20 protein-coding genes and 1 tRNA gene are annotated in these 18,921 nt (G+C 65.4%); 13 read left to right on the forward strand and 8 right to left on the reverse strand.

The window, feature by feature from the left end:
- The first annotated feature begins 35 nt into the window (after positions 1 to 35).
- Complete coding sequence (locus tag ACSQ3M_RS16080) at positions 36 to 917, forward strand: 3-hydroxybutyryl-CoA dehydrogenase (RefSeq protein WP_436151086.1); 882 nt, start codon at positions 36 to 38, stop codon at positions 915 to 917.
- Positions 918 to 1,259: 342 nt separating this feature from the next.
- Positions 1,260 to 1,817, forward strand: coding sequence for an HNH endonuclease (locus ACSQ3M_RS16085; protein ID WP_436151533.1), 558 nt, complete (start codon positions 1,260 to 1,262; stop codon positions 1,815 to 1,817).
- 111 nt (positions 1,818 to 1,928) lie between these two features.
- Here ACSQ3M_RS16085 and ACSQ3M_RS16090 read toward each other — a convergent pair whose 3' ends face one another.
- Together ACSQ3M_RS16090 and ACSQ3M_RS16095 are read right to left on the reverse strand one after the other, a co-directional pair.
- Positions 1,929 to 2,459, reverse strand: coding sequence for a disulfide bond formation protein B (locus tag ACSQ3M_RS16090; protein WP_436151087.1), 531 nt, complete (start codon positions 2,457 to 2,459; stop codon positions 1,929 to 1,931).
- Between the two features lie 8 nt (positions 2,460 to 2,467).
- Positions 2,468 to 3,079: a YqaA family protein gene (locus ACSQ3M_RS16095; RefSeq protein WP_436151088.1), complete on the reverse strand. Its 612-nt coding sequence runs from the start codon at positions 3,077 to 3,079 to the stop codon at positions 2,468 to 2,470.
- A gap of 118 nt (positions 3,080 to 3,197) precedes the next feature.
- Here ACSQ3M_RS16095 and ACSQ3M_RS16100 point away from each other — a divergent pair.
- Positions 3,198 to 3,282 (forward strand) — tRNA-Leu (locus tag ACSQ3M_RS16100).
- Between the two features lie 181 nt (positions 3,283 to 3,463).
- On the opposite strand, the gene ACSQ3M_RS16105 is transcribed toward ACSQ3M_RS16100, so the two are convergent.
- The 3 genes from ACSQ3M_RS16105 to ACSQ3M_RS16115 form a co-directional block, all read right to left on the reverse strand.
- Positions 3,464 to 4,405, reverse strand: a complete 942-nt coding sequence (locus ACSQ3M_RS16105) for an ABC transporter permease (protein ID WP_436151089.1) — start codon at positions 4,403 to 4,405, stop codon at positions 3,464 to 3,466.
- Complete coding sequence (locus ACSQ3M_RS16110; protein WP_436151090.1) at positions 4,371 to 5,330, reverse strand: ABC transporter permease; 960 nt, start codon at positions 5,328 to 5,330, stop codon at positions 4,371 to 4,373. The genes ACSQ3M_RS16105 and ACSQ3M_RS16110 overlap by 35 nt, the downstream gene beginning before the upstream one ends.
- A gap of 147 nt (positions 5,331 to 5,477) precedes the next feature.
- Positions 5,478 to 7,265: a peptide ABC transporter substrate-binding protein gene (locus tag ACSQ3M_RS16115; protein WP_436151091.1), complete on the reverse strand. Its 1,788-nt coding sequence runs from the start codon at positions 7,263 to 7,265 to the stop codon at positions 5,478 to 5,480.
- A gap of 255 nt (positions 7,266 to 7,520) precedes the next feature.
- Here ACSQ3M_RS16115 and ACSQ3M_RS16120 point away from each other — a divergent pair, with 255 nt between their 5' ends.
- Positions 7,521 to 8,009 carry a DUF3617 domain-containing protein gene (locus tag ACSQ3M_RS16120; protein WP_436151092.1) on the forward strand — a complete coding sequence of 163 codons (489 nt, stop codon included), beginning with the start codon at positions 7,521 to 7,523 and terminating at the stop codon, positions 8,007 to 8,009.
- 145 nt (positions 8,010 to 8,154) lie between these two features.
- Positions 8,155 to 8,535 (forward strand): DoxX family protein, encoded by a 381-nt coding sequence (locus ACSQ3M_RS16125; RefSeq protein WP_436151093.1) that lies wholly within the window; start codon positions 8,155 to 8,157, stop codon positions 8,533 to 8,535.
- A 5-nt stretch (positions 8,536 to 8,540) separates the two neighbouring features.
- Here ACSQ3M_RS16125 and ACSQ3M_RS16130 read toward each other — a convergent pair whose 3' ends face one another.
- From ACSQ3M_RS16130 to ACSQ3M_RS16140, 3 genes are read right to left on the reverse strand one after another with little or no spacing between them, the layout of a single operon-like run.
- Positions 8,541 to 8,996, reverse strand: a complete 456-nt coding sequence (locus ACSQ3M_RS16130) for an RbsD/FucU family protein (RefSeq protein ID WP_436151094.1) — start codon at positions 8,994 to 8,996, stop codon at positions 8,541 to 8,543.
- 1 nt (position 8,997) lies between these two features.
- The gene (locus tag ACSQ3M_RS16135) at positions 8,998 to 9,861 is read right to left on the reverse strand and encodes an amidohydrolase family protein (protein ID WP_436151095.1); all 864 of its coding nucleotides are present in this window, start codon (positions 9,859 to 9,861) and stop codon (positions 8,998 to 9,000) included.
- Complete coding sequence (locus ACSQ3M_RS16140; RefSeq protein WP_436151096.1) at positions 9,842 to 10,864, reverse strand: aldo/keto reductase; 1,023 nt, start codon at positions 10,862 to 10,864, stop codon at positions 9,842 to 9,844. The genes ACSQ3M_RS16135 and ACSQ3M_RS16140 overlap by 20 nt, the downstream gene beginning before the upstream one ends.
- A gap of 179 nt (positions 10,865 to 11,043) precedes the next feature.
- Here ACSQ3M_RS16140 and ACSQ3M_RS16145 point away from each other — a divergent pair, with 179 nt between their 5' ends.
- The 8 genes from ACSQ3M_RS16145 (at position 11,044) to ACSQ3M_RS16180 (ending at position 18,921) form a co-directional block, all read left to right on the forward strand.
- Positions 11,044 to 12,393: an ABC transporter substrate-binding protein gene (locus tag ACSQ3M_RS16145; protein ID WP_436151097.1), complete on the forward strand. Its 1,350-nt coding sequence runs from the start codon at positions 11,044 to 11,046 to the stop codon at positions 12,391 to 12,393.
- A 105-nt stretch (positions 12,394 to 12,498) separates the two neighbouring features.
- Complete coding sequence (locus ACSQ3M_RS16150) at positions 12,499 to 13,428, forward strand: carbohydrate ABC transporter permease (RefSeq protein ID WP_436151098.1); 930 nt, start codon at positions 12,499 to 12,501, stop codon at positions 13,426 to 13,428.
- Positions 13,428 to 14,246, forward strand: a complete 819-nt coding sequence (locus tag ACSQ3M_RS16155; RefSeq protein WP_436151099.1) for a carbohydrate ABC transporter permease — start codon at positions 13,428 to 13,430, stop codon at positions 14,244 to 14,246. The genes ACSQ3M_RS16150 and ACSQ3M_RS16155 overlap by 1 nt, the downstream gene beginning before the upstream one ends.
- 78 nt (positions 14,247 to 14,324) lie before the next feature.
- Positions 14,325 to 15,221: a dihydrodipicolinate synthase family protein gene (locus ACSQ3M_RS16160; RefSeq protein ID WP_436151100.1), complete on the forward strand. Its 897-nt coding sequence runs from the start codon at positions 14,325 to 14,327 to the stop codon at positions 15,219 to 15,221.
- 10 nt (positions 15,222 to 15,231) lie between these two features.
- Complete coding sequence (locus tag ACSQ3M_RS16165) at positions 15,232 to 15,906, forward strand: GntR family transcriptional regulator (RefSeq protein ID WP_436151101.1); 675 nt, start codon at positions 15,232 to 15,234, stop codon at positions 15,904 to 15,906.
- 76 nt (positions 15,907 to 15,982) lie between these two features.
- Positions 15,983 to 16,975, forward strand: coding sequence for a sialic acid TRAP transporter substrate-binding protein SiaP (locus tag ACSQ3M_RS16170; protein ID WP_436151102.1), 993 nt, complete (start codon positions 15,983 to 15,985; stop codon positions 16,973 to 16,975).
- Positions 16,976 to 17,140: 165 nt separating this feature from the next.
- On the forward strand, positions 17,141 to 17,638 hold the full coding sequence (locus ACSQ3M_RS16175; RefSeq protein WP_436151103.1) for a TRAP transporter small permease: 498 nt from the start codon (positions 17,141 to 17,143) through the stop codon (positions 17,636 to 17,638).
- Positions 17,635 to 18,921: a TRAP transporter large permease gene (locus ACSQ3M_RS16180; protein ID WP_436151104.1), complete on the forward strand. Its 1,287-nt coding sequence runs from the start codon at positions 17,635 to 17,637 to the stop codon at positions 18,919 to 18,921. The genes ACSQ3M_RS16175 and ACSQ3M_RS16180 overlap by 4 nt, the downstream gene beginning before the upstream one ends.

Raw genomic sequence — 18,921 nt, forward strand, 5'->3', positions numbered from 1 at the left:
CCTGCGCCAGCTCCCTCGGGGAACAGAAGCGTCACATGGACCAACAGATCAGGACCGTCGGCATCATCGGCGCAGGGCAGATGGGCAACGGCATCGCCCATGTCGCGTCGGTCGCGGGCTTTAACATCAAGCTGCACGACCTCGCCGAGGAGCGCATCAACGCAGCGCTCGCGACGATCGACGGCAATATGGCCCGGCAGGTCAGCAAGGGCGCAATCGCCGACGAGGACCGCCGTACAGCGATGGCCCGAATCACGTCGGCGCCGAAGCTGGAGGATCTGGGCACTTGCGATCTGGTGATCGAGGCCGCGACCGAGAGCGAGGAGGTGAAGCGCAAGATCTTCACCGCGATCTGCCCGCATCTGCGGCCGGATGCACTGCTCGCGTCCAATACCTCGTCGATCTCGATCACCCGGCTTGCCGCCGCGACCGACCGGCCCGAGCGCTTCATCGGCATCCATTTTATGAATCCGGTGCCATTGATGCAGCTCGTCGAGCTGATCCGCGGCATTGCGACCGACGACCACACCTTCGAGCTCGCCAAGGAGTTCGTCGCCAAGCTGCACAAGACGGCGTCGGTGTCGGAGGATTTCCCGGCTTTCATCGTCAACCGTATCCTGCTGCCGATGATCAACGAGGCCGTCTACACCCTCTATGAGGGCGTCGGCTCGGTCGAGGCGATCGACACGGCGATGCGGCTCGGCGCGAATCACCCGATGGGCCCGCTCCAGCTCGCCGATTTCATCGGCCTCGACACCTGCCTGTCGGTGATGCAGGTGCTGCATGACGGGCTGGCCGATTCGAAGTACCGGCCCTGCCCGCTGCTGGTGAAATATGTCGAGGCCGGCTGGCTCGGCCGCAAGGCCGGGCGCGGCTTCTACGATTATCGTGGCGAGAAGCCCGTTCCGACGCGCTGAGATCCGCACGTCATGCTCGGCCTTGAGCCGAGCATCTCGGAATCCAGTTCCTCCTTCTGCACGAGATTCCCGGGTCTGCGCTGCGCTTCGCCCGTGAATGACGGCTGACGCCTACGCTTAGAGCCGGATCCGATCAGATTGATTCAATCTGATCGGATCCGGCTCTCGCTTTGAGTTTAGAGACCGTTTTTCCGATCAACTTGTGGTGCAAGTTGATCGGAACGGGCTCTAGCGCCGCAACATCGCGGCTTCACATTCCTGTCGTCTCGCGCTTACATTGATGCGTTACGGGATTCGTGCGGCCCAGCAGGCGGAGGCGCGATACGGGTGACGGCGCATGTGATGCATCCGATGGCCTCGCCGGACGGTTGTCCGGCGCTGGTGCTCAACGCCGATTTTCGGCCGTTGAGCTACTATCCGCTTTCGTTATGGAGCTGGCAGGACGCGATCAAGGCGGTCTTCATGGACCGCGTCAACATCGTCTCCGAATACGACACCGTGGTGCACAGCCCGAGCTTCAACATGAAGCTGCCCTCGGTGGTTTCGCTCAAAACCTATATCAAGCCCTCGCGCATCCCGGCTTTCACCCGCTTCAACGTCTTCCTGCGCGACCGCTTTGCTTGCCAATATTGCGGCACGCGCGATGAACTGACCTTCGACCATGTCGTGCCGCGCTCGAAGGGCGGGCTCACCACCTGGGAGAACGTCGTCGCAGCCTGCTCGCCCTGCAATCTGATGAAGGGCGACAAGATGCCGACGGCGGTCGGGATGATCCCGATGCAGAAGCCGTTCGCGCCGTCGATCAACGACCTCCACCGCAACGGCAAGCTGTTCCCGCCGAACTATCTGCACGAGAGCTGGCTCGATTATCTCTACTGGGATTCCGAACTCGAGCCCTGAGAGCGGCTCTCGGTTCTACCAGCGCGGCCGCTTGACGCGACCGCCCGCGCTTCCGGTGCTCACGGAGATTAATCCGCTGCGCGCCGGTTCTCGGCGATCACGCCAATCGACTCACGCTGGCGAACCGCCAGCCACTCTCACCGCGCTCTTCAGCCCTAGCACCGCCGCGACGAGCAGTCCCAGCGACGCCAGCGCGTTCCAGCCGGCGAGCGAGAGGCCGAGAAAGCGCCAGGCGGCTTCCGTGCAGGAGACGATGCGGGTCGTCTGCAGCTGCTTCATCAGGTCCTGGACGCCGGCTGCCGCCGGGGCAGGCGTTCCGCCGCAATCATTCGGGCCGGCGAAGACACCCCATTCGACGCCGGAGTGATAGACGCCGAGCCCGGTGCTCCAGGCCATCAGCAGCGCCAGGCCGATCAGCGCGGCGATCTGGAGCCGGGGCGAGCGGGCGAAGACCAGGGCGATCGCGGCCAGTCCGATCGCGGCGTAGTGCGGCGCCCGCTGCTCGAGACAGAGCTTGCAGGGACGCAGGTGCAGGACCAGCTCGAAGAACCAGGCGCCTGCGATCAAAGCGAGGCTCGCGAGCCCGATCAACGCGATCAGGCGGCGGGGATCGGCGAGGAGGCGCGGGAAAAAGCCGGTCATGGCATAACTCAGCAGGAGAGGAGCTGGCCCGAGCCTGTCAGCAGCTTGAGGCCGAAATAGAGCAGGATCAGGAGGGCAGCGCCGCCGAGCGCGATCAGCTTCAGCCGCTTCTCGATGAAATGCCGGATCGTCTCGCCATAACGGCGCAGCAGGAAGGCGAGCGCGAAGAAGCGGGCGCCACGCGCGAGCACGCAGGAGAGCACGAAGAAGCCGAGCCCGATATGGACGGCGCCGGCCAGGATGGTCACGACCTTGATCGGCGGCAGATGCGCCAGGCCGGAGGTGGTCAACAGGATCAGCGTCGTATCGGGACCGGCGCAGGCGCGCAATTGCTCGAAGGCGTCGAGCTTGCCGTAGAAGGCGAGCACCGGCCGCGCCAGCGCGTCGAAGGCATAGTAGCCGAGCGCGTAGCCGGCGATGCCGCCGAGCGTCGAGAAGATGGTCGCAATCAAGGCAAGGCGATAGGCCCGCTCGGGCTTTGCCAGTGCCATCGGTACGAACAGCACGTCGGCCGGAATCAGGAAGAAGGAGCTCTCGATGAAAGCGACGATGGCGAGCCAGGCTTGCGCACTGCGGCGCGCGGCGAGCGAGAGCGTCCAGAGATAAAGTCGTTCGAACATCGCCGCCCCTTAGCGGGCGCGCGAGCGCCCGTCCATGGGGCAGACGTTACATCAACGGGTGTTCACGCGAGATTGACCGGCCCTCGGCGATCGCTATAGTCCGCCCCGCCCGAAAGGGGCCCCTGTGGCGGAATTGGTAGACGCGCTCGACTCAAAATCGAGTTCCGCAAGGAGTGCTGGTTCGATTCCGGCCAGGGGCACCATTATGCGGCTGACGGCTTAGCTGGCCATGCCGCTTCCATCTGGATAATCGACCTTCCAGACCCCTTTTTCATCGATGCTCAGCAGGTCCTGCCGGCCCCAAGGCAGCTTCCGATGCAGCGGAGCTGTGAGCAAGGCTGTGCATGCCGGGCTGTGGGCCCGGCATGATCCTTGTCCTGCCGTTCAGATCACGCGGCGCGGGTCGAGCGCATCGCGCAGGCCGTCGCCGATGAAATTGATCGACAGCACGGTCAGGAAGATCGCCGCGCCGGGGAACAGGGCCCAGTGCGGGGCGGTATCGAGGTGGTCCTTGGCGTCGAAGAGCAGGCGCCCCCAGGTCGGGATATCCGGCGGGAAGCCGAGGCCGAGGAAGGACAGCGTCGATTCCGCGATAATCGCCGAGGAGACCTCGATCGTCGAGGCGACGATGACCGGGCCGACCGCGTTGGGCAGGATATGGCGCGTCATCTGGCGGTACTTGGTGGCGCCCTGGGCCTTGGCGGCCTCGACGAATTCCTTCTCGCGCAGCGACAGGAACTGCGCCCGCACCAGCCGGGCGACCGGCATCCAGCGCAGGCCGCCGATGACGACGACGATCAGGATGAAGACGCCGCCCTCGACGCCGAAGACCGCCTTCAGCTGCTCGCGGAACAGGTAGATGATCAGCAGCAGCAGCGGCAGCTGTGGCAGCGACAGGAACAGATCGGTCACCCACATCAGCGCAGGGTCGGCGATCTTGCGCGACATGCCGGCCGAGGCGCCGATTACGACGCCGACGATGGTCGCGACCACCATCGCGGCGAGGCCGACGGCGAGCGAGATGCGCCCGCCATACATCATCCGCGCCAGGATATCCTGACCGAGATCGTCGGTGCCCAGGGGATGCGCCCAGGACGGACCCTGCAGCTGCGCCGAGAAATCGATGTCGTTGATCGGCACGGGCCAGAGCCATGGGCCGACGACGACGCCGAAGATCAGCGAGGCGAGGATGACCGCGCTGGCCATGGCGAGCCGGTGGCGGCGGAAGCGCCGCCAGGTTTCGCGACCGGGCGAGACCGATACGTTTCCCGCGGCGGCGGCCACGGCCGGATCAGCCGAAGGAGATGCGAGGGTCGAGCCAGCCATAGAGCAAATCCGCGATGAGGTTGAAGAGGACGACCAGGCAGGCAAAGACGAAGGTGACGGCCATGATCACGGGGGTGTCGTTGGCGAGGATCGCATCGATCAGCAGCGAACCGATGCCCGGAATCCGGAAGATCTGCTCGGTGACGATGGCACCGCCGAAGACCGCCGGCATCTGCAGCGCGACCAGGGTCACCACCGGGATCAGCGCATTGCGGGTGATGTGGCGCAATGTGACGGTCTTCTCGCCGAGCCCCTTGGCGCGCGCCGTGGTGACGTAATCCAGCCGGATCACGTCGAGCACCGCCGAGCGGACATAGCGCGTATAGGAAGCCGCCTGGAACAGGCCGAGCACCGTGATCGGCATGATCGCCTGCCGGAACATCTCCCAGTACCAGCGCCAGCCGCTCGCGGCGATGTCGGAGCGGTAGACGAAGGGGAACCAGTCGAGCTTGATCGAGAACAGCAGGATCAGCAGCAGGCCGGTGAAGAAGGTCGGCAGCGAGAAGCCGACGAAGGCGAGCGTGTTGGCGATCTGGTCGAAGACTGAATAAGGCCGCGTCGCCGCGTAGATCCCGACCGGCAGCGCAATGCACAGCGCCAGGATCTGCGAGGTGCCGACGACGAAGAGAGTGGTCGGCACACGCTGCAGGATCAGGGTGTCGACATTGATGCGGCTGGCGAAGGAGAAGCCCCAATCGCCCTGCACCATCGCGGAGAGCCAGCGCAGATAGCGCACCATGACCGGGTCGTTGAGACCGAAGCTGGCACGCAGGGCCTCGCGCACCTCGGGCGGCACGTTGGGGTTCGTCGCCATTTCCGAGAACGGATCGCCCGGCGCCAACGCCAGAACCGTGAACAGGATCAGGCTGATGCCGAGCAGGCTCGGAATGGCGATCAGCAATCGCCGCAGAAGATAAGTCGCCATCTAGGATTCCCGTGAAGCGGGGTGTCGCTGGAGCAAGCCGCGCGAGCTAATGGCGATGAGACACCATCGGGCCGAGGCGGTCTGAGCGGAAGCGGCAGAGGGCCGCTCGCGGACGGCGTCCGTCGTCCGCGAGCGGTTTAGCCTGCGTCAGCTGCGATACCAGGCGGCCACGTTCCAGGTGTCGACGTCCCAGCCGCTGTGATCATGCATCAGGTTGGTCACCGAGGCGGCGACGCGGGTGCGCGAGAGCAGCGGCAGGATCACGTTTGCTTCACAGAAGATCTCGTTGACCTTGATCAGCAGCGCGGCGCGCTTGACCGGGTCGAGCTCCTTCTGGGCAGCCTTGTAGGCCTTGTCGGCCTCCGGGTCGGAATAACGCGAGACGTTCCGGCCCAGCCATTTGTTCTCCTTGGTGGCGACCTCCCAGGAGACGAACTGGTTGAGGAAGCGTTCCGGATCGGGCTGCGGCTGGGTGGTCGTGTACATTTCGATATCGACATAGAGCTTGGTGTAGGTGTCGGGGTTGGCGACGTCGGAGGAGAAGAACACCGACGCCGTCACCGACTTCAGCTCGAGATCGATGCCGGCCTTCTGGCAGGCCTGCTTGATGATCGCCTGCGTCTTTTGGCGCGGAGCGTTGATCGAGGTCTGGTAGACGTACTTGAGCTTCTTGCCGTCCTTCTCGCGGATGCCGTCCGGGCCCTTCTTGTAGCCGGCGTCGTCGAGGATCTTGTTGGCCTTGTCGACGTTGAATTCGTATTTGAGCTTCTGCGACTTGAACTGCTTGGGCTCGTTGACGAAGCTCGCCGTCGCGGTGCCGCCGCGGCCATAGATGAATTTCTGGATGGAATCGCGGTCGATCAGCAGGTTGAACGCCTCGCGGACCTTGGGATCCGAAAGGGTCGGGTGCTTGGTCTTGACGCTGGAGCGCTCGCCATCGACCTCGGTCCATGGGTCGGTGGTGTTGAGGATGATGAACTCGATGTCGCCTGAGGCGACCGCGCTGACCTTGCCGCGGCCGCCGGTCTCCATGCGCTTGAGGACCTCGTCCTCGACCTGCAGGTTCCAAGCATAGTCGAATTCGCCGGTCTGCAGCACGGCCCGGGCCGCCGAGACCGCGTCGCCGCCGCCCTTGACCTCGATCGTGTCGAAATGCGGCTGGTTCTTGACGTGATAGTCTTCGTTCCGCGCGCCGATGAGAATGTCACCCGGCTTGAAGTCGACGAACTTGTACGGGCCGGTGCCGACCGGCTTTAGATTGGCCGGCGCCTCGCGCGACTTGGCGCCCTTGTACTCGCCGAAATGGTGCTTGGGCAGAATCTGGCCGACGACGCCGACGAAGGGATCGGCCCAGAACGGCGTTGCTTCCTTGAAGATGACCTTGACGGTGTGGTCGTCGACCTTCTCGACCTTGATGTTGGTGTAGGAGCCGGTGGTGTAGGCGGCGGTCGCCGGGTCGGCGGCGTATTCCCAGGTGAAGACGACGTCGTCGGCGGTGAAGGGCTTGCCGTCATGCCATTTGACGCCCTGCTTCAGCTTCCACGTCACGACGGTGCCGTCGGCGGAGAGCCCGCCATTAGCCCGCGTCGGAACCTCGGCCGCCAGCTGCGGCGTCAGGTTGCCGTCCTTGTCCCAGCCGGCGAGCGGCTCGAAGAAGATGCGGCCGGCGATCTGATCCTTGGTGCCGCTGGCGAAATGCGGGTTGAGCAGCGTCGGCGCCTGCCAGAGCAGGAGCTTGAGCGGCCCGCCGCCGCCGGCCTTGGTCGGCTTGTAGGCCAGCGAGGCCTGCGCCATCGCGACGTCGTTCCAGGCCAGAATCTGCGAGGCGATCGGCGCGGTGATGCCGACGGCAGCCAATCGCTGAATGAAGGCGCGCCGCGAAACAGCACCGTCCTTTACGCCCGCAACCAGCTCGCGCAACTTGTGTTCATCCATCGTTGATCCCCACTGCTGATGTCGATCGGTCTGATCTGAACGAGGCCTTCGCCTCTTTTTTCTTCGTCAGGGGCGGCAGCAAGACATGTGCCACAAAAAGCGTCAACAGGGGTCGTGAGGCATCGTCGCCTTTGCGTGGCGGTCAAGGTGCCGGGACGCTCCTGCAACATCGCTGCTCGGCCGCCCTAAAATCGCCGCCCGCCCCGGCTCTGTCTTGCGCCCTGAATCGATCTTTCAGGTTTTGAGGAGACAGACATGAGGGCACTCGCCATCATCGCCGCGGCCAGCATTCTCGGGTCCGTTCCGGCATCCGCCGAGGAACTTCCGCAGCGCAAAGCCGGATTGTGGGAGACCAAATCGACCGGCGCCGAGGGCGAGACGAGCGCCAAGCAATGCGTGGGTCCTGGTACCGACCGCGCCATGCTGGGCGGCATGACCGGCGGTGCCTGTTCGAAGATCGAGGTCAAGAAGACCGCGACCGGCTATGCTGTCGCGACGGAATGCACGATCGGCCAGATCACGGCGGTCGGCAGCAGCGTCGTCACCGGGGATTTCCAGGCGACAGTCCGTACCGAAGGCACCACCAAGCTCACCGGCATGCCCGGGCAGCCGGGGCCGGTCGAGCGTAAGCTCGTGGTCGAAGCCAAGCGCGTCGGCGATTGCGGGCCGGGTCAGAAGCCGGGCGATATCATCCTGCCCGACGGCAAGGTGATCTCGATGCCGGGGACCGGAGCGAAGCCGTAGCGCGGAACGGCGTCGGCGGCCCGGTCCATTTCGCAAAAAAGTTCTGTTGGCATGTCACAACAGGCTGAGCCGCCTCGTCCTTGTAGAAAGCGCTTCAGCGGCTCTGCCGCCTCCGGAAGCGCATATCACTGGACGAGGACGAACCATGGAACAGGATATTCTTCTGGCTGACGCGGCGGGTGTCGCTGGACGGCTGCTCCTGGGCGGGACCTTCGCCTTCGCCGCCCTGCGCAACATCATCAACAGGAATTTGCTGACGAGCCTGATCGGCGCGCGCGGCGTGCCGCTGCCGGCCGCGACATTGTGGCTGGGGATCGCCTGGCAACTCGTCGCCGGCGTCATGATCCTGTGCGGCGTTCAGGTCGCACTGGCGTCAGGGATGCTGCTCGCCTTCCTCCTGGCCGCGACGCCGATGTTCAACAATTTCTGGGATCATCAGGGGCTGGACCGGGCCAACCGCATCAACGGCTTCGTCGCCAATCTTGCGATCGCCGGCGGGTTTCTGGCTCTGATCGGTCAGGGTTGAGCCATTCAGCCCGGCTCGCCCGCGATCACGCCCTTGCGGAACAGGAAGCAGCCATAGGGGCGGGGATCGCCGACCTGCACCACCGCGAAGGCCTGCTTCGCCGCCTCATAGAAGGCAAAGCGCTCGATGCCGGCGAGCGGCTCGGTGCGGCCGAGCGCGCGGTCGAGTTCGGCCTGAACCTGGCGCTGGACGTCCGGGATCGCGGCGGCATCGCCGACCACCAGCATGCGCCGGGCAGGCTGAGGCTCGAATTCGTCGATTGGCAGCACCGAGAGGATGGCCCGGGCCGCCCGCGCCATGCTGAGGCTTGGCAAGCGCACCAGCCGACCGCTCGTGGTGGCACGCGCGATCGTTTCCGCCGGGTGATTGGCGTCGACGAGGGCAAGGTCGTCGCCATGGCCCATGGCGGCGAGCACCCAGAGCAGGTCGGCGGACAGGACCGGGTCGATATCCTTGAGCATGTCACTGACGTCCGCGCTGCGAGAGGTAGAGTTTTGCGGCATTGCCGCCAAAGACGGCAGCGCGCTGCGCCTCGGTGAGGTCGGCGAGGAGAATTGCGGCAGTCTCGAACCATTGTGCATAGGAGGCACGCAGCGTCACCACCGGCCAGTCGCTACCGAAGATCAGCCGCTCCGGCCCGAAGGTGGCAAGGAGGTGGCCGATAACGGGGCGCAGCGTCTCCGGCGTCCAGTCCGGGCCGGCTTCGGTGACGAGGCCGGAGAGCTTGCAGGTGAGGCCCGGATGGGCGGCGAGCGCCGACATACCGTCCCGCCAGCCGGCGAGATCGCCAGTGATGAGATCAGGCTTGGCGCCATGGTCGATGACGCAGGCGAGGTCCGGCTGGCGCTCCAGCAGCGTCAGCATTGGCGCGATGTGGCGCGGCTTCAGCAACGCGTCGAAAACGAGGTGGTGGGCCGCCATCGCTTCGAAAGCCGGGGCCAACGCGGGTTGCGCCAGCCAGTCATCGTCTTCGATGTCCTGCACCATCGGCCGCAGCCCGACGAGGAGCGGATCGCCGGCGAAGGCAGCGATCCGTTCTGCGATATCGGATGCGTCGAAATCGGCCCAGCCGACGACGCCGGCGACGAAGGGCGTCTTCGCCGCGATATCGAGCAGGAAAGCGGTCTCGGCCTGTGTCGGTGCGGCCTGGACCAGGATGGTGCGGTCGATGCCATGCTGTGCCAGCAGGGGCGCGAGATCGGCGGGGCTGAAATCGCGATGGATCGGGCCAAGGGCCGGCGTCAGCCAGCCATAATCGCTGCGCGCGAGGCTCCAGAAATGCTGATGGGCGTCGATGCGCATGGCGTCAGCGCGGAACCGGGACATCGGCGCCCAAAAGACCCTCGCTCTTCAGCTCCGCCCAGAGGGCGGCCGGAATCTCGGCCGCGAGCTCGGCGGCCTGATCCTCGACCTCCTCCGGCTTGACGGCACCCATCACCAGGCTCGCCACGGCCGGGTGGCCGAGCGGGAACTGCAAGGCGGCGCGGCGCAGCGGCACGCCATGGCGGGTGCAGACCGCTTCGATCGCCGCGACGCGGGCGAGGATATCCGGCGGCGCCGGCTGGTAATTGTACTTGGCGCCGGCCACCGGCCCCGTGGCGAGGATGCCGGAGTTGAAGACGCCGCCAAGCATCAGGCCGATGCCCTTCTTCTGCGCCAGAGGCATGAAGGAGGCGAGCCCCGGCTGCTCCAGCAGGGAATAGCGCCCCGCAAGCAGCATGGTGTCGAAATCGCCGGCATTTGCGAAGCGCTCGCACATTTCGGCTTCGTTGACGCCGACCCCGATCGCCTTGACCGCTCCGGCGGAGCGCAGCCTGTCGAGCGCACGATAGGCGCCGGCCATTGCCTCGACGAAGCGGTTCTCGATCTGGTCGGCCCCGTGCGTCCAGACGTCGACGTCGTGGATCAGGACCACGTCGATGCGGTCGACGCCGAGGCGCAGCGCCGACTGCTCAAGCGAGCGCATGGTGCCATCATAGGAATAGTCGAAGCGAAGTCCGTGGGGCAGGCCGCCGAGATAGCCGGAGCCGTCGCCGCGGCCGGCGAAGGGCTCGGCGATCCGGCCGACCTTGGTCGAAATCACCACGTCCTTGCGCCCCGAGCGGCGTAAGCCCGCTCCGATGCGATGCTCGGAGAGGCCGTGGCCATAAAGCGGCGAGGTGTCGATGAGATTGACCCCGGCTGCGAGCGCCGCCTCGACGGTCGCGACCGCGGTCGCCTCGTCGAGGCGGGCAAAGAGATCGCCGAGCGGCGCGCCACCGAAGCCGAGCGTGGTGACCTCAAGACCGGAGCGGCCAAGAGGTCGAACAGGAAGTGTGGAAGTCGTCATCGGGGGCCGGGTTCTCGGTCGTGTTGCATCACTATGTGCACGCCAACATGTCAGCTTGCAACCATCTTCGATCCGCACTAGCCTGCGCTCCATTCCCGCGGCTTGGCAATGGAGAGCCTGCTTGCCGGAACGGGATCAAGACGGCCGGCAACGGCCGCATCAGTCCAGGGAGGACGTCCATGACCGAAATTCTCAAGCCGACGCGGCGTGGCCTGCTGCGCGGAGCCGCCGCGCTCGGCGCGACCGGAGCGATCGCCTCGCCGCTGGTGCTGCGCGAGGCCCGCGCCCAGGCGGCGTTCAACTGGAAGCGCTTCTCAGGCACGACGATCGACGTGCTGCTGGTAAAGAATCCGCGCTCCGACCTGATGCAGGCGGCCGAGAAGGAGTTCACCGAGCTCACCGGCATCAAGGTCTCGGCCGAGCAGGTGCCGGAGCAGCAGCAGCGCCAGAAGGCGGTGATCGAGTTCGCTTCGGGCAAGCCGAGCTTCGACGTCAGCGGCATCTCGCTGCATGTACAAAAGCGCATGGCTGCCAAGGGCAAGTGGTTCGAGGACCTGCGGCCCTATATCGCCGACGCCTCGCTGACCGCACCTGATTTCGACTTCGCCGATTTCGGTGCCGGCCCGGTGGCCTATGCCCGCCAGGCCGATGGATCGCTCGATACCATCCCGTTCTTCGTCGACTACTGGATGGTCTACTACAACAAGGAACTCTTCGACGCGAAGGGCGTGGCCTATCCCAAGACCATGGAGGAGATGGCGACCGTCGCGGCGAAGCTGCACGATCCGGCCAAGGGCATCGCCGGCTTCGTCTCGCGCGGCTTGAAGAACGCCAACGTCCCGGTCTGGGCCAGCCTGGTGCTCGGCCAGGGCATCGAGACGACCTCGCCGGACGGCAAGCTGCAGACCGACACGCCGGAAGCGGTCTGGGCCGGCGAGCTCTACAAGAAGCTCAACAAGGAAACCGGCCCGGCCGGCCAGGTCGGCTTCAATTGGAACGAGTGCCAGACCACCTTCATGCAGGGCCGCGCCGCGATGTGGCTCGACGGCATCGGCTTCGCTACGCCGCTGGAGGATCCCTCGAAGTCGCGCATCGTCGGCAAGGTCGGCTACGGCATCACGCCGCCGGGGCCGAAGGCCCACCATGCCGGCATGTTCGCCGATGGCATGGGCATCTCGCGCGGCTCGCAGAAGAAGCAGGCCGCCTGGCTCTACCTGCAGTTCATGACCAACAAGGCCAACCAGATCGCGATGCTGAAGGCCGGCGCCGGCGCGCCCGGTCGCGCCTCGGCCTATCTCGACAAGGAGACGATCGCCCAGTCGAGGTTCGGCGCGCAGTATTTCGAGTGCCTGCTCGGCTCGGCCAAGATCGCCCGCGCCGCGCTGCCGCAGATCGTCCCGGTCACCGAGTTCCGTGATGTCTTCGGCGTGGCGCTGACCAATGCGATCGGCGGCGCCGATGTCGCGACCGAATTGAAGAAGGCGACGGAAGCCTTCGCGCCGGTACTGGTCAAGAGCGAGCAGGGCTGAGGCGTTTCATCACGCGTCATGGCCGGGCCTGGCCCGGCCATGACGCGACCAGCGTGCACCTTTGAAGAGATGCCCGGGTCAGCGCGGGCATGACGGTTCCAACACATGACCAGCACCACCTTGCCAGCCAGAAGCCTTGCGACCCCGGCGCAGATCCCTGCGACGGATTCGCGGGATTTCACGCCGCGCTATTGGCTGTTTTCGCTTCCGGCGGTGCTGATCATCGCCGGCGTGATCGTCTTCCCCTGGCTGTTCACGCTCTACATGTCGAGCCAGGACTGGAAGATCGGCGGCGGGCCGGAATTCGTCGGTCTGCAGAACTTCGCCGAGCTCTTCCGCGATGCGCGCTTCATCGAATCGATGGGGCACACCTTCTACTTCACCGTGCTCGCGGTCGTGCTGCCGATCCTGTTCGGCACCGCGGCGGCGCTGGTCTTCCATCGCGAATTCCCGTTCCGCGGCCTGCTGCGCACCATTTTCGTGATGCCGATGATGGCGACGCCGGTCGCGGTCGCGCTGGTCTGGACGATGATGTTCCACCCCCAGCTCGGCGTGCTGAACTATCTGCTCTCGCTCATCGGCATCGGCCCGCAGGCCTGGGTCTATTCGCCCAACACGGTGATCCCGACGCTGATCCTGGTCGAGGTCTGGCACTGGACGCCGCTGGTCATGCTGATCGTGCTCGGCGGGTTGGCGGGGCTGCCTAGAGAACCCTATGAATCCGCGCTGATCGACGGCGCCAATGCCTGGCACATGTTCCGCCACATCACGCTGCCGCTGGTCTGGCCCTTCATCATGGTCGCGATCGTGATCCGCACCATCGACGCGCTGAAGGCCTTCGACACGATCTTCGTGATCACCCAGGGCGGGCCGGGAACGGCGTCCGAGACCCTCAACATCTTCCTCTATCTGCAGGCCTTCCAGTTCTACAAGATCGGCTACGCCTCCGCCGTCGTGGTGATCTTCTTCGTGATCATCATCATGCTGTCGCTGCTGCTGCTCTATGCGCGCCAGAAGTCGAAGTGGAACGCGTGATGAAGCGCCTCGCCACCAAGCTCGGCTTCTACGCCTCCGTCTTCGTGCTGGTCTCGCCGGCGGTGCTGGTCTTCCTCTGGATGATCTCGCTCTCGTTCAAGAACGAGCTCGACAACACCGCCTTCCCGCCGGTGTTCATTCCGAGCCCGCCGACGCTGGCGAACTATGTCGACGTCTTCGCTAAGAACAATTTCGCGCTCTATCTCTGGAATTCGATCCTGGTGACGGGCGGGGCAGTGCTGATCGGCCTCGCCGTCGGCGTGCCGGCCGGCTACGGCATCGCGCGCGGCAAGGCGCACAAGTTCGCGATCCTGATCCTGGTCGCGCGCATGACGCCGGCGCTGTCTTATCTGATCCCGCTCTTCCTGCTCTTCCAGATTACCGGCCTTGTCGGCACGGTGACCGCGCTGGTGATCACCCATCTCGTCATCACCATCCCGATCATCGTCTGGATCATGATCGGTTACTTTGAAAACGTTCCCATGGAGCTCGAAGACGCGGCCCGGATCGACGGCGCCACGACCTGGCAGGCCTTCCGCCATGTCGCGCTGCCGCTGGCGCGGCCCGGCATCGTCGTCGGCGGCATCCTCGCCTTCATCTTCTCCTGGAATAACTTCATCTTCTCGGTGGTGCTCGGCGGCAAGAACAGCCGCACGCTGCCCTCGGCCGTCTACAACTCGCTGACCTTCGAGCAGATCTCCTGGGGCCCGCTCGCCGCCGCCGCCCTGCTCGTCACCTTGCCCGTCCTGCTGCTGACCGTGCTCGCCCAGCGCGAGATCGTCGCCGGCCTCTCCGCCGGAGGGCTCAAGGATGGCTGACATCGCTGGCGCTGATCTTGCTGCGCCCCTGACTTTCTCAACGCCTCAACTGGACATCTCACGGAAAGACGCTTCGCAATGGCTCTGAATCCCAATCGCTTCGGCCTCTCTTGCGCCATCACCACGCCGATGCGGGAAGGCGGCGCCGTCGACCTGCCGCGGCTCGTCCATCATGCCCGCCATGTTCTCGCCAATGGCTGCGACTCGGTCACGCTGTTCGGCACGACCGGCGAGGGCGCTGCGCTCGGCAGCCCGGCCCGCACTGCCATGCTCGGCGCGCTCGTCGGAGCCGGTATCGACCCGGCGACGCAGATCTATGCCGGCGTCGCCGCCTCCTCGCTGCACGAGGCGGTCGACCAGGCGCAGACGGCGCTGAATATCGGGGCGAAGGGTCTGCTGGTCGCGCCGCCCTTCTACTTCAAGGGCGTCAGCGACGAGGGCCTCTATGCCTGGTTCTCGCAGTTCTTCGAGAAGCTCGGCGGCGCGGCCCGCAACACCATTCTCTACCACATCCCCTCGGTCACGGCGGTCGACATCTCGGTTGGCTTGGTCGAGCGGCTGAAGAAGGCGTTTCCGGGCATCGTCACCGGCATCAAGGATTCCTCCGGCGACTATGCGACGACGGAAGCCTTCCTGAAGGCGCATGGCGAGCTCGCCATCCTGGTTGGCGATGAGCGCCAGCTCGCCCGCGCCGTGCGCAACGGCGCCCAGGGCACGATCTGCGGCCTCTCCAACCTGACGCCGCATCTGCTGCGGCCGATGGTCTATGAGGGCGCCGAGAGTGCGGTGGTGAACGAGCTTGTCGACGAGATCTGCTCCTATCCGGTGCTGCCGGCGGTGAAGGCACTGGTCGGTCATCTCCATGGCGATGACGGCTACGGCCCGATGCGGGCGCCGCTGACCGCGCTCGACGAAGGCCAGCGCAAGGCGCTGTTTGCCGCGTTCGATCGGATCACCCGAGCCAAGGCTGCCTGAGGAGGATGTGATGAGCCAGCCCGATCCGGACCGCGACGGCGAACCGCTGAAGCTCAGGGAGCGGGCCTATGCCAGCTTCACCGAGCGGCTGCTCGCCCGCGAGATCCGGCCGGGCCAGTTCGTCACCCAGCGCGAGCTCGTCGCGATGACGGGCTTCCCGCTTGGCGCGATCCGCGAACTGATCCCGCGGCTCGAGGCGGAGGGGCTGATCAAGACGGTGCCGCAGCGCGGCATGCAGGTCGCCCATGTCGACCTCAACCTGATCCGCAACGCCTTCCAGTTCCGCCTCTTTCTCGAGAAGGAGGCGACGGCGGCCTACACCACGAACGCGACCGACGCCGAGATCGCCGAGCAGCGCGAGCGGCACGAGGCGATCATCCGCCGGGCCGAGGCCGGTGGCGACGAGACGCTGATCGAGGATGCCGAGGATGTCGACCGGCTGATGCATGAGGCGATCATCGACCATCTCGACAACGACATCGTCAGCCAGGCCTTCCGCGTCACATGGCTGAAGATCAGGCTGATCCGGCAATACGAGACGCGCATCCAGAACCACATCCTGATCCCGGTGATGCAGGACCATCTCAAGATCATCGCCGCGATCGAAGCGCGAAATCCGGACGCTGCGGCAGCGGAGATGAGCGCGCACATCAGCAACGCCCGGACGAGGGCGATGAGCTACTGACCACGATCAGGCGCCGATCGAAAAAGGCGCTAGAACAGCGAGCCGGAAAACCGGCCGCGCAGGGAGGAGAACGATGATGATCAAGCTGACGAAACGCGCCTTTCTCGCAGGCTCAACTGCAGCCGGCACAGCGATCGCGATGCCGAGTGTGCTGCGTGCGCAGGCCACTGTGATGCGTTGGGGCGAGATGCTGCCGATCACCCATCCGCAGGTGCAGATGGTCGATCGCATCGCCAAGGAGGTGAAGGAGAAAACCTCGGGCCGCGTCGACATCCAGTCCTTCCCGGCCGGCCAGCTCGGCTCCGGCAAGGATATGATGGAATCGGTCGCTTCGGGCGCGCTGACCATGACGACCGACGGCGCCGCTGCGCTCGGCTCGTTCCTGCCGCAGCTCTCGGTGGTCGAGGCGCCCTATCTCTGGCGCGACCCGGCTCATATGAGCAAGGTCGCCAAGGCGCCGGTCTTCACCCAGATGAACGAGGAGCTCATCAAGAAGCGCGGCATGCGCATGGCGGCGGTGACCTATTACGGCAAGCGCCACCTGACCACCGGCTCGAAGGTGGTGAAGAGCGCCGCCGATGTCGCCGGCCTCAAGCTGCGGGTACCGCCGGTCGACACCTTCCGCGCCATGGTCGAGGCCTGGGGCGCAAAGGCGACGCCGGTCAACTTCAACGAGCTCTATCTGGCTCTGAGCCAGGGCGCGGTCGATGGCCAGGAAAACCCGCTGCCGACGATCCACAGTGCCAAGCTGCAGGAGGTGCAGAAGCACCTGATCCTGACTGGCCACATCATCACGCCGCGCCTGATCGTCATCAACGAGGAGTTTTGGAAGGGGCTGAAGGACGCCGACCGCACGATCGTGGAAGCCGCCATCGCCAATGGCGTCACCTGGCAGGATGCCGAGCTTTCGAGCCAGGAGGGCAGCCTTGTCGCGACGCTGAAGGCCGCTGGAATGAGCGTCACGGAACCGGACCTGGAAAGCTTCAGCAAGCCGGTGCTCGCCACTCTGCCGAAGCAGTTCGAGAGCAAATGGGGCAAGGGCACCTGGGATGCGCTTGCGGCGCTGTGAGCGACTTGTCGGGCGCTTCACCGTCATGGTCGGGCTTGTCCCGACCATCCACGTCTTCGCCTCGCTGATCGAACGCGATGTTCAAGACGTGGATGCTCGCCACAAGGGCGAGCATGACGGCGCGCCTCCCTTTCGTATGGCATCAAGACTGAGGTCGGTCGTTCCGTGAAATCCCTTATCGCCCTCTCCGACCGCCTCGTGCGCGCCGCCGCGGTGGGCTTATTGCTCGCACTGCTCGTCGCCGTGCTGCTCGGTGTCGCCTCGCGTCAGCTCAACGCCCCGCTGGCCTGGACCGACGAGCTCGCCCAGTATCTGCTCGTCTGGACCGGTTTCGTCGGCTGGATCATCGCGGCGCGGCGTCGCTCGCATATCCGCATCACGGTCTTCGCCGACCTCTTGCCGAAATCGACTGGCCGGCTGTTCGAGATTGCGACGCAAGCCGCGATCATCCTCTTCGCCGCGATCCTGGTCCGCTATTCCTTCGGCCTGATCGAGCGGACCTGGGATGTCGAATCGATCGCGCTGCCGGTTTCGAGCGCGGCGCTTTACGTCGTGATGCCGCTCGCTGGCCTCGCGCTGATCCTCCAGGCACTGGCCGAGATCGGCGATGTCCTCGCCGGCCGCAAGATCGAGACCGCCGAGCCGGGGACGCAGCCGCTATGACGACGCTGATGCTGCAGATCCTGCCGGTCTGGTTCATCGCCCTGCTGATGGGCGTGCCGCTCTTCGTCTCGATGGGTCTGGCGGCGGTCGCCTTCGCCTTCTTCGGCGGCTTCCCGCTCGGGATCGTGCCGCAGAAGATCGCGCAATCGGCCAACTCCTTCCCGCTGCTGGCGGCGCCCCTCTTCATCCTGATGGGCAACATCATGAATTCGGCCGGGATCACCGACCGGATCTTCGCCTTTGCCACCGCCTGCGTCGGTTGGCTGCGCGGCGGGCTCTGCCATGCCAACATCCTCGCCAGCGTGATCTTCGCCGGCATGTCGGGCTCGGCGGTGGCCGATGCCGGCGGCGTCGGCACGCTCGAGATCAAGGCGATGCAGGACGAGGGCTACGACGCCGAGACGGCGGCAGCTATCACCGCCGCTTCCGCCACGATCGGGCCGATCATCCCGCCCTCGCTGCCGATGGTGATCTACGGCGTTTCGGCCGACGTCTCGATCGGCGGGCTCTTCCTCGCCGGCGTCATCCCGGGCCTGCTGATGGCCGGCGCGCTGATGGCGATGGTGGTCTATATCGCCAGGAAGCGCGATCTACCGCGCCATCCCTTCCCCGGCGCGGCGCAGCTCTGGGTCGCCTACAAGGAAGCGCATTGGGCGCTGATGACGCCGGTGATCCTGTTCGGCGGGATGATGGCCGGTATTTTCACGCCGACGGAAGCCGCGGCGGTCGCGACCGCCTATGCGATCGTGCTCGGTCTCTTCGTCTACAGGAGCTTCTCGCTCAACAACCTGCCCGAGCTGGTGGTGCAGACGGTAGAGACCACCGGCGTCGTGCTGGCGCTGGTGATGACCGCCGCAGCGCTCGGCTGGTGTCTGTCGATCTCGCGCATCCCGCAGACGGTTGGGCCGATGATCGTCGATCTCGCTGGCAATCCGCTGATGTTCCTCTTGATCGTCAACCTGCTCCTGCTCTTCGTCGGCTGCTTCATGGAAGCGCTGGCGGCGATGCTGATCCTGATCCCGATCCTGACGCCCGCAGCAGCGCAGTTCGGCATCGACCCGATCCAGTTCGGCCTGATCTTCGTGCTCAACCTGATGATCGGCACAATCACGCCGCCGGTCGGGGTCGTGCTGTTCGTGACCTCGAAAATCGCCAAGATCTCGTTCGAGGCGATGTCGCGCGCGATCGTGCCTTGGCTGATCCCGCTGCTCGCAGTGCTGGCCGCAATCACGCTCTGGCCGCCGCTGACGACTTGGCTGCCGAACCTGGTGCTCGGCAAGTGA

This window comes from Allobosea sp. LjRoot90, from assembly GCF_964254315.1.
Lineage (GTDB): Bacteria > Pseudomonadota > Alphaproteobacteria > Rhizobiales > Beijerinckiaceae > Allobosea.

Bases quoted from the DNA above. Each gene is read 5' to 3' on its own strand.
- ACSQ3M_RS16080 (WP_436151086.1), top strand. From the start codon at position 36: ATGGACCAACAGATCAGGACCGTCGGCATCATCGGCGCAGGGCAGATG.
- ACSQ3M_RS16085 (WP_436151533.1), top strand. From the start codon at position 1,260: ATGCATCCGATGGCCTCGCCGGACGGTTGTCCGGCGCTGGTGCTCAAC.
- ACSQ3M_RS16090 (WP_436151087.1), bottom strand. From the start codon at position 2,459: ATGACCGGCTTTTTCCCGCGCCTCCTCGCCGATCCCCGCCGCCTGATC.
- ACSQ3M_RS16095 (WP_436151088.1), bottom strand. From the start codon at position 3,079: ATGTTCGAACGACTTTATCTCTGGACGCTCTCGCTCGCCGCGCGCCGC.
- ACSQ3M_RS16105 (WP_436151089.1), bottom strand. From the start codon at position 4,405: ATGGCTGGCTCGACCCTCGCATCTCCTTCGGCTGATCCGGCCGTGGCC.
- ACSQ3M_RS16110 (WP_436151090.1), bottom strand. From the start codon at position 5,330: ATGGCGACTTATCTTCTGCGGCGATTGCTGATCGCCATTCCGAGCCTG.
- ACSQ3M_RS16115 (WP_436151091.1), bottom strand. From the start codon at position 7,265: ATGGATGAACACAAGTTGCGCGAGCTGGTTGCGGGCGTAAAGGACGGT.
- ACSQ3M_RS16120 (WP_436151092.1), top strand. From the start codon at position 7,521: ATGAGGGCACTCGCCATCATCGCCGCGGCCAGCATTCTCGGGTCCGTT.
- ACSQ3M_RS16125 (WP_436151093.1), top strand. From the start codon at position 8,155: ATGGAACAGGATATTCTTCTGGCTGACGCGGCGGGTGTCGCTGGACGG.
- ACSQ3M_RS16130 (WP_436151094.1), bottom strand. From the start codon at position 8,996: ATGCTCAAGGATATCGACCCGGTCCTGTCCGCCGACCTGCTCTGGGTG.
- ACSQ3M_RS16135 (WP_436151095.1), bottom strand. From the start codon at position 9,861: ATGTCCCGGTTCCGCGCTGACGCCATGCGCATCGACGCCCATCAGCAT.
- ACSQ3M_RS16140 (WP_436151096.1), bottom strand. From the start codon at position 10,864: ATGACGACTTCCACACTTCCTGTTCGACCTCTTGGCCGCTCCGGTCTT.
- ACSQ3M_RS16145 (WP_436151097.1), top strand. From the start codon at position 11,044: ATGACCGAAATTCTCAAGCCGACGCGGCGTGGCCTGCTGCGCGGAGCC.
- ACSQ3M_RS16150 (WP_436151098.1), top strand. From the start codon at position 12,499: ATGACCAGCACCACCTTGCCAGCCAGAAGCCTTGCGACCCCGGCGCAG.
- ACSQ3M_RS16155 (WP_436151099.1), top strand. From the start codon at position 13,428: ATGAAGCGCCTCGCCACCAAGCTCGGCTTCTACGCCTCCGTCTTCGTG.
- ACSQ3M_RS16160 (WP_436151100.1), top strand. From the start codon at position 14,325: ATGGCTCTGAATCCCAATCGCTTCGGCCTCTCTTGCGCCATCACCACG.
- ACSQ3M_RS16165 (WP_436151101.1), top strand. From the start codon at position 15,232: ATGAGCCAGCCCGATCCGGACCGCGACGGCGAACCGCTGAAGCTCAGG.
- ACSQ3M_RS16170 (WP_436151102.1), top strand. From the start codon at position 15,983: ATGATCAAGCTGACGAAACGCGCCTTTCTCGCAGGCTCAACTGCAGCC.
- ACSQ3M_RS16180 (WP_436151104.1), top strand. From the start codon at position 17,635: ATGACGACGCTGATGCTGCAGATCCTGCCGGTCTGGTTCATCGCCCTG.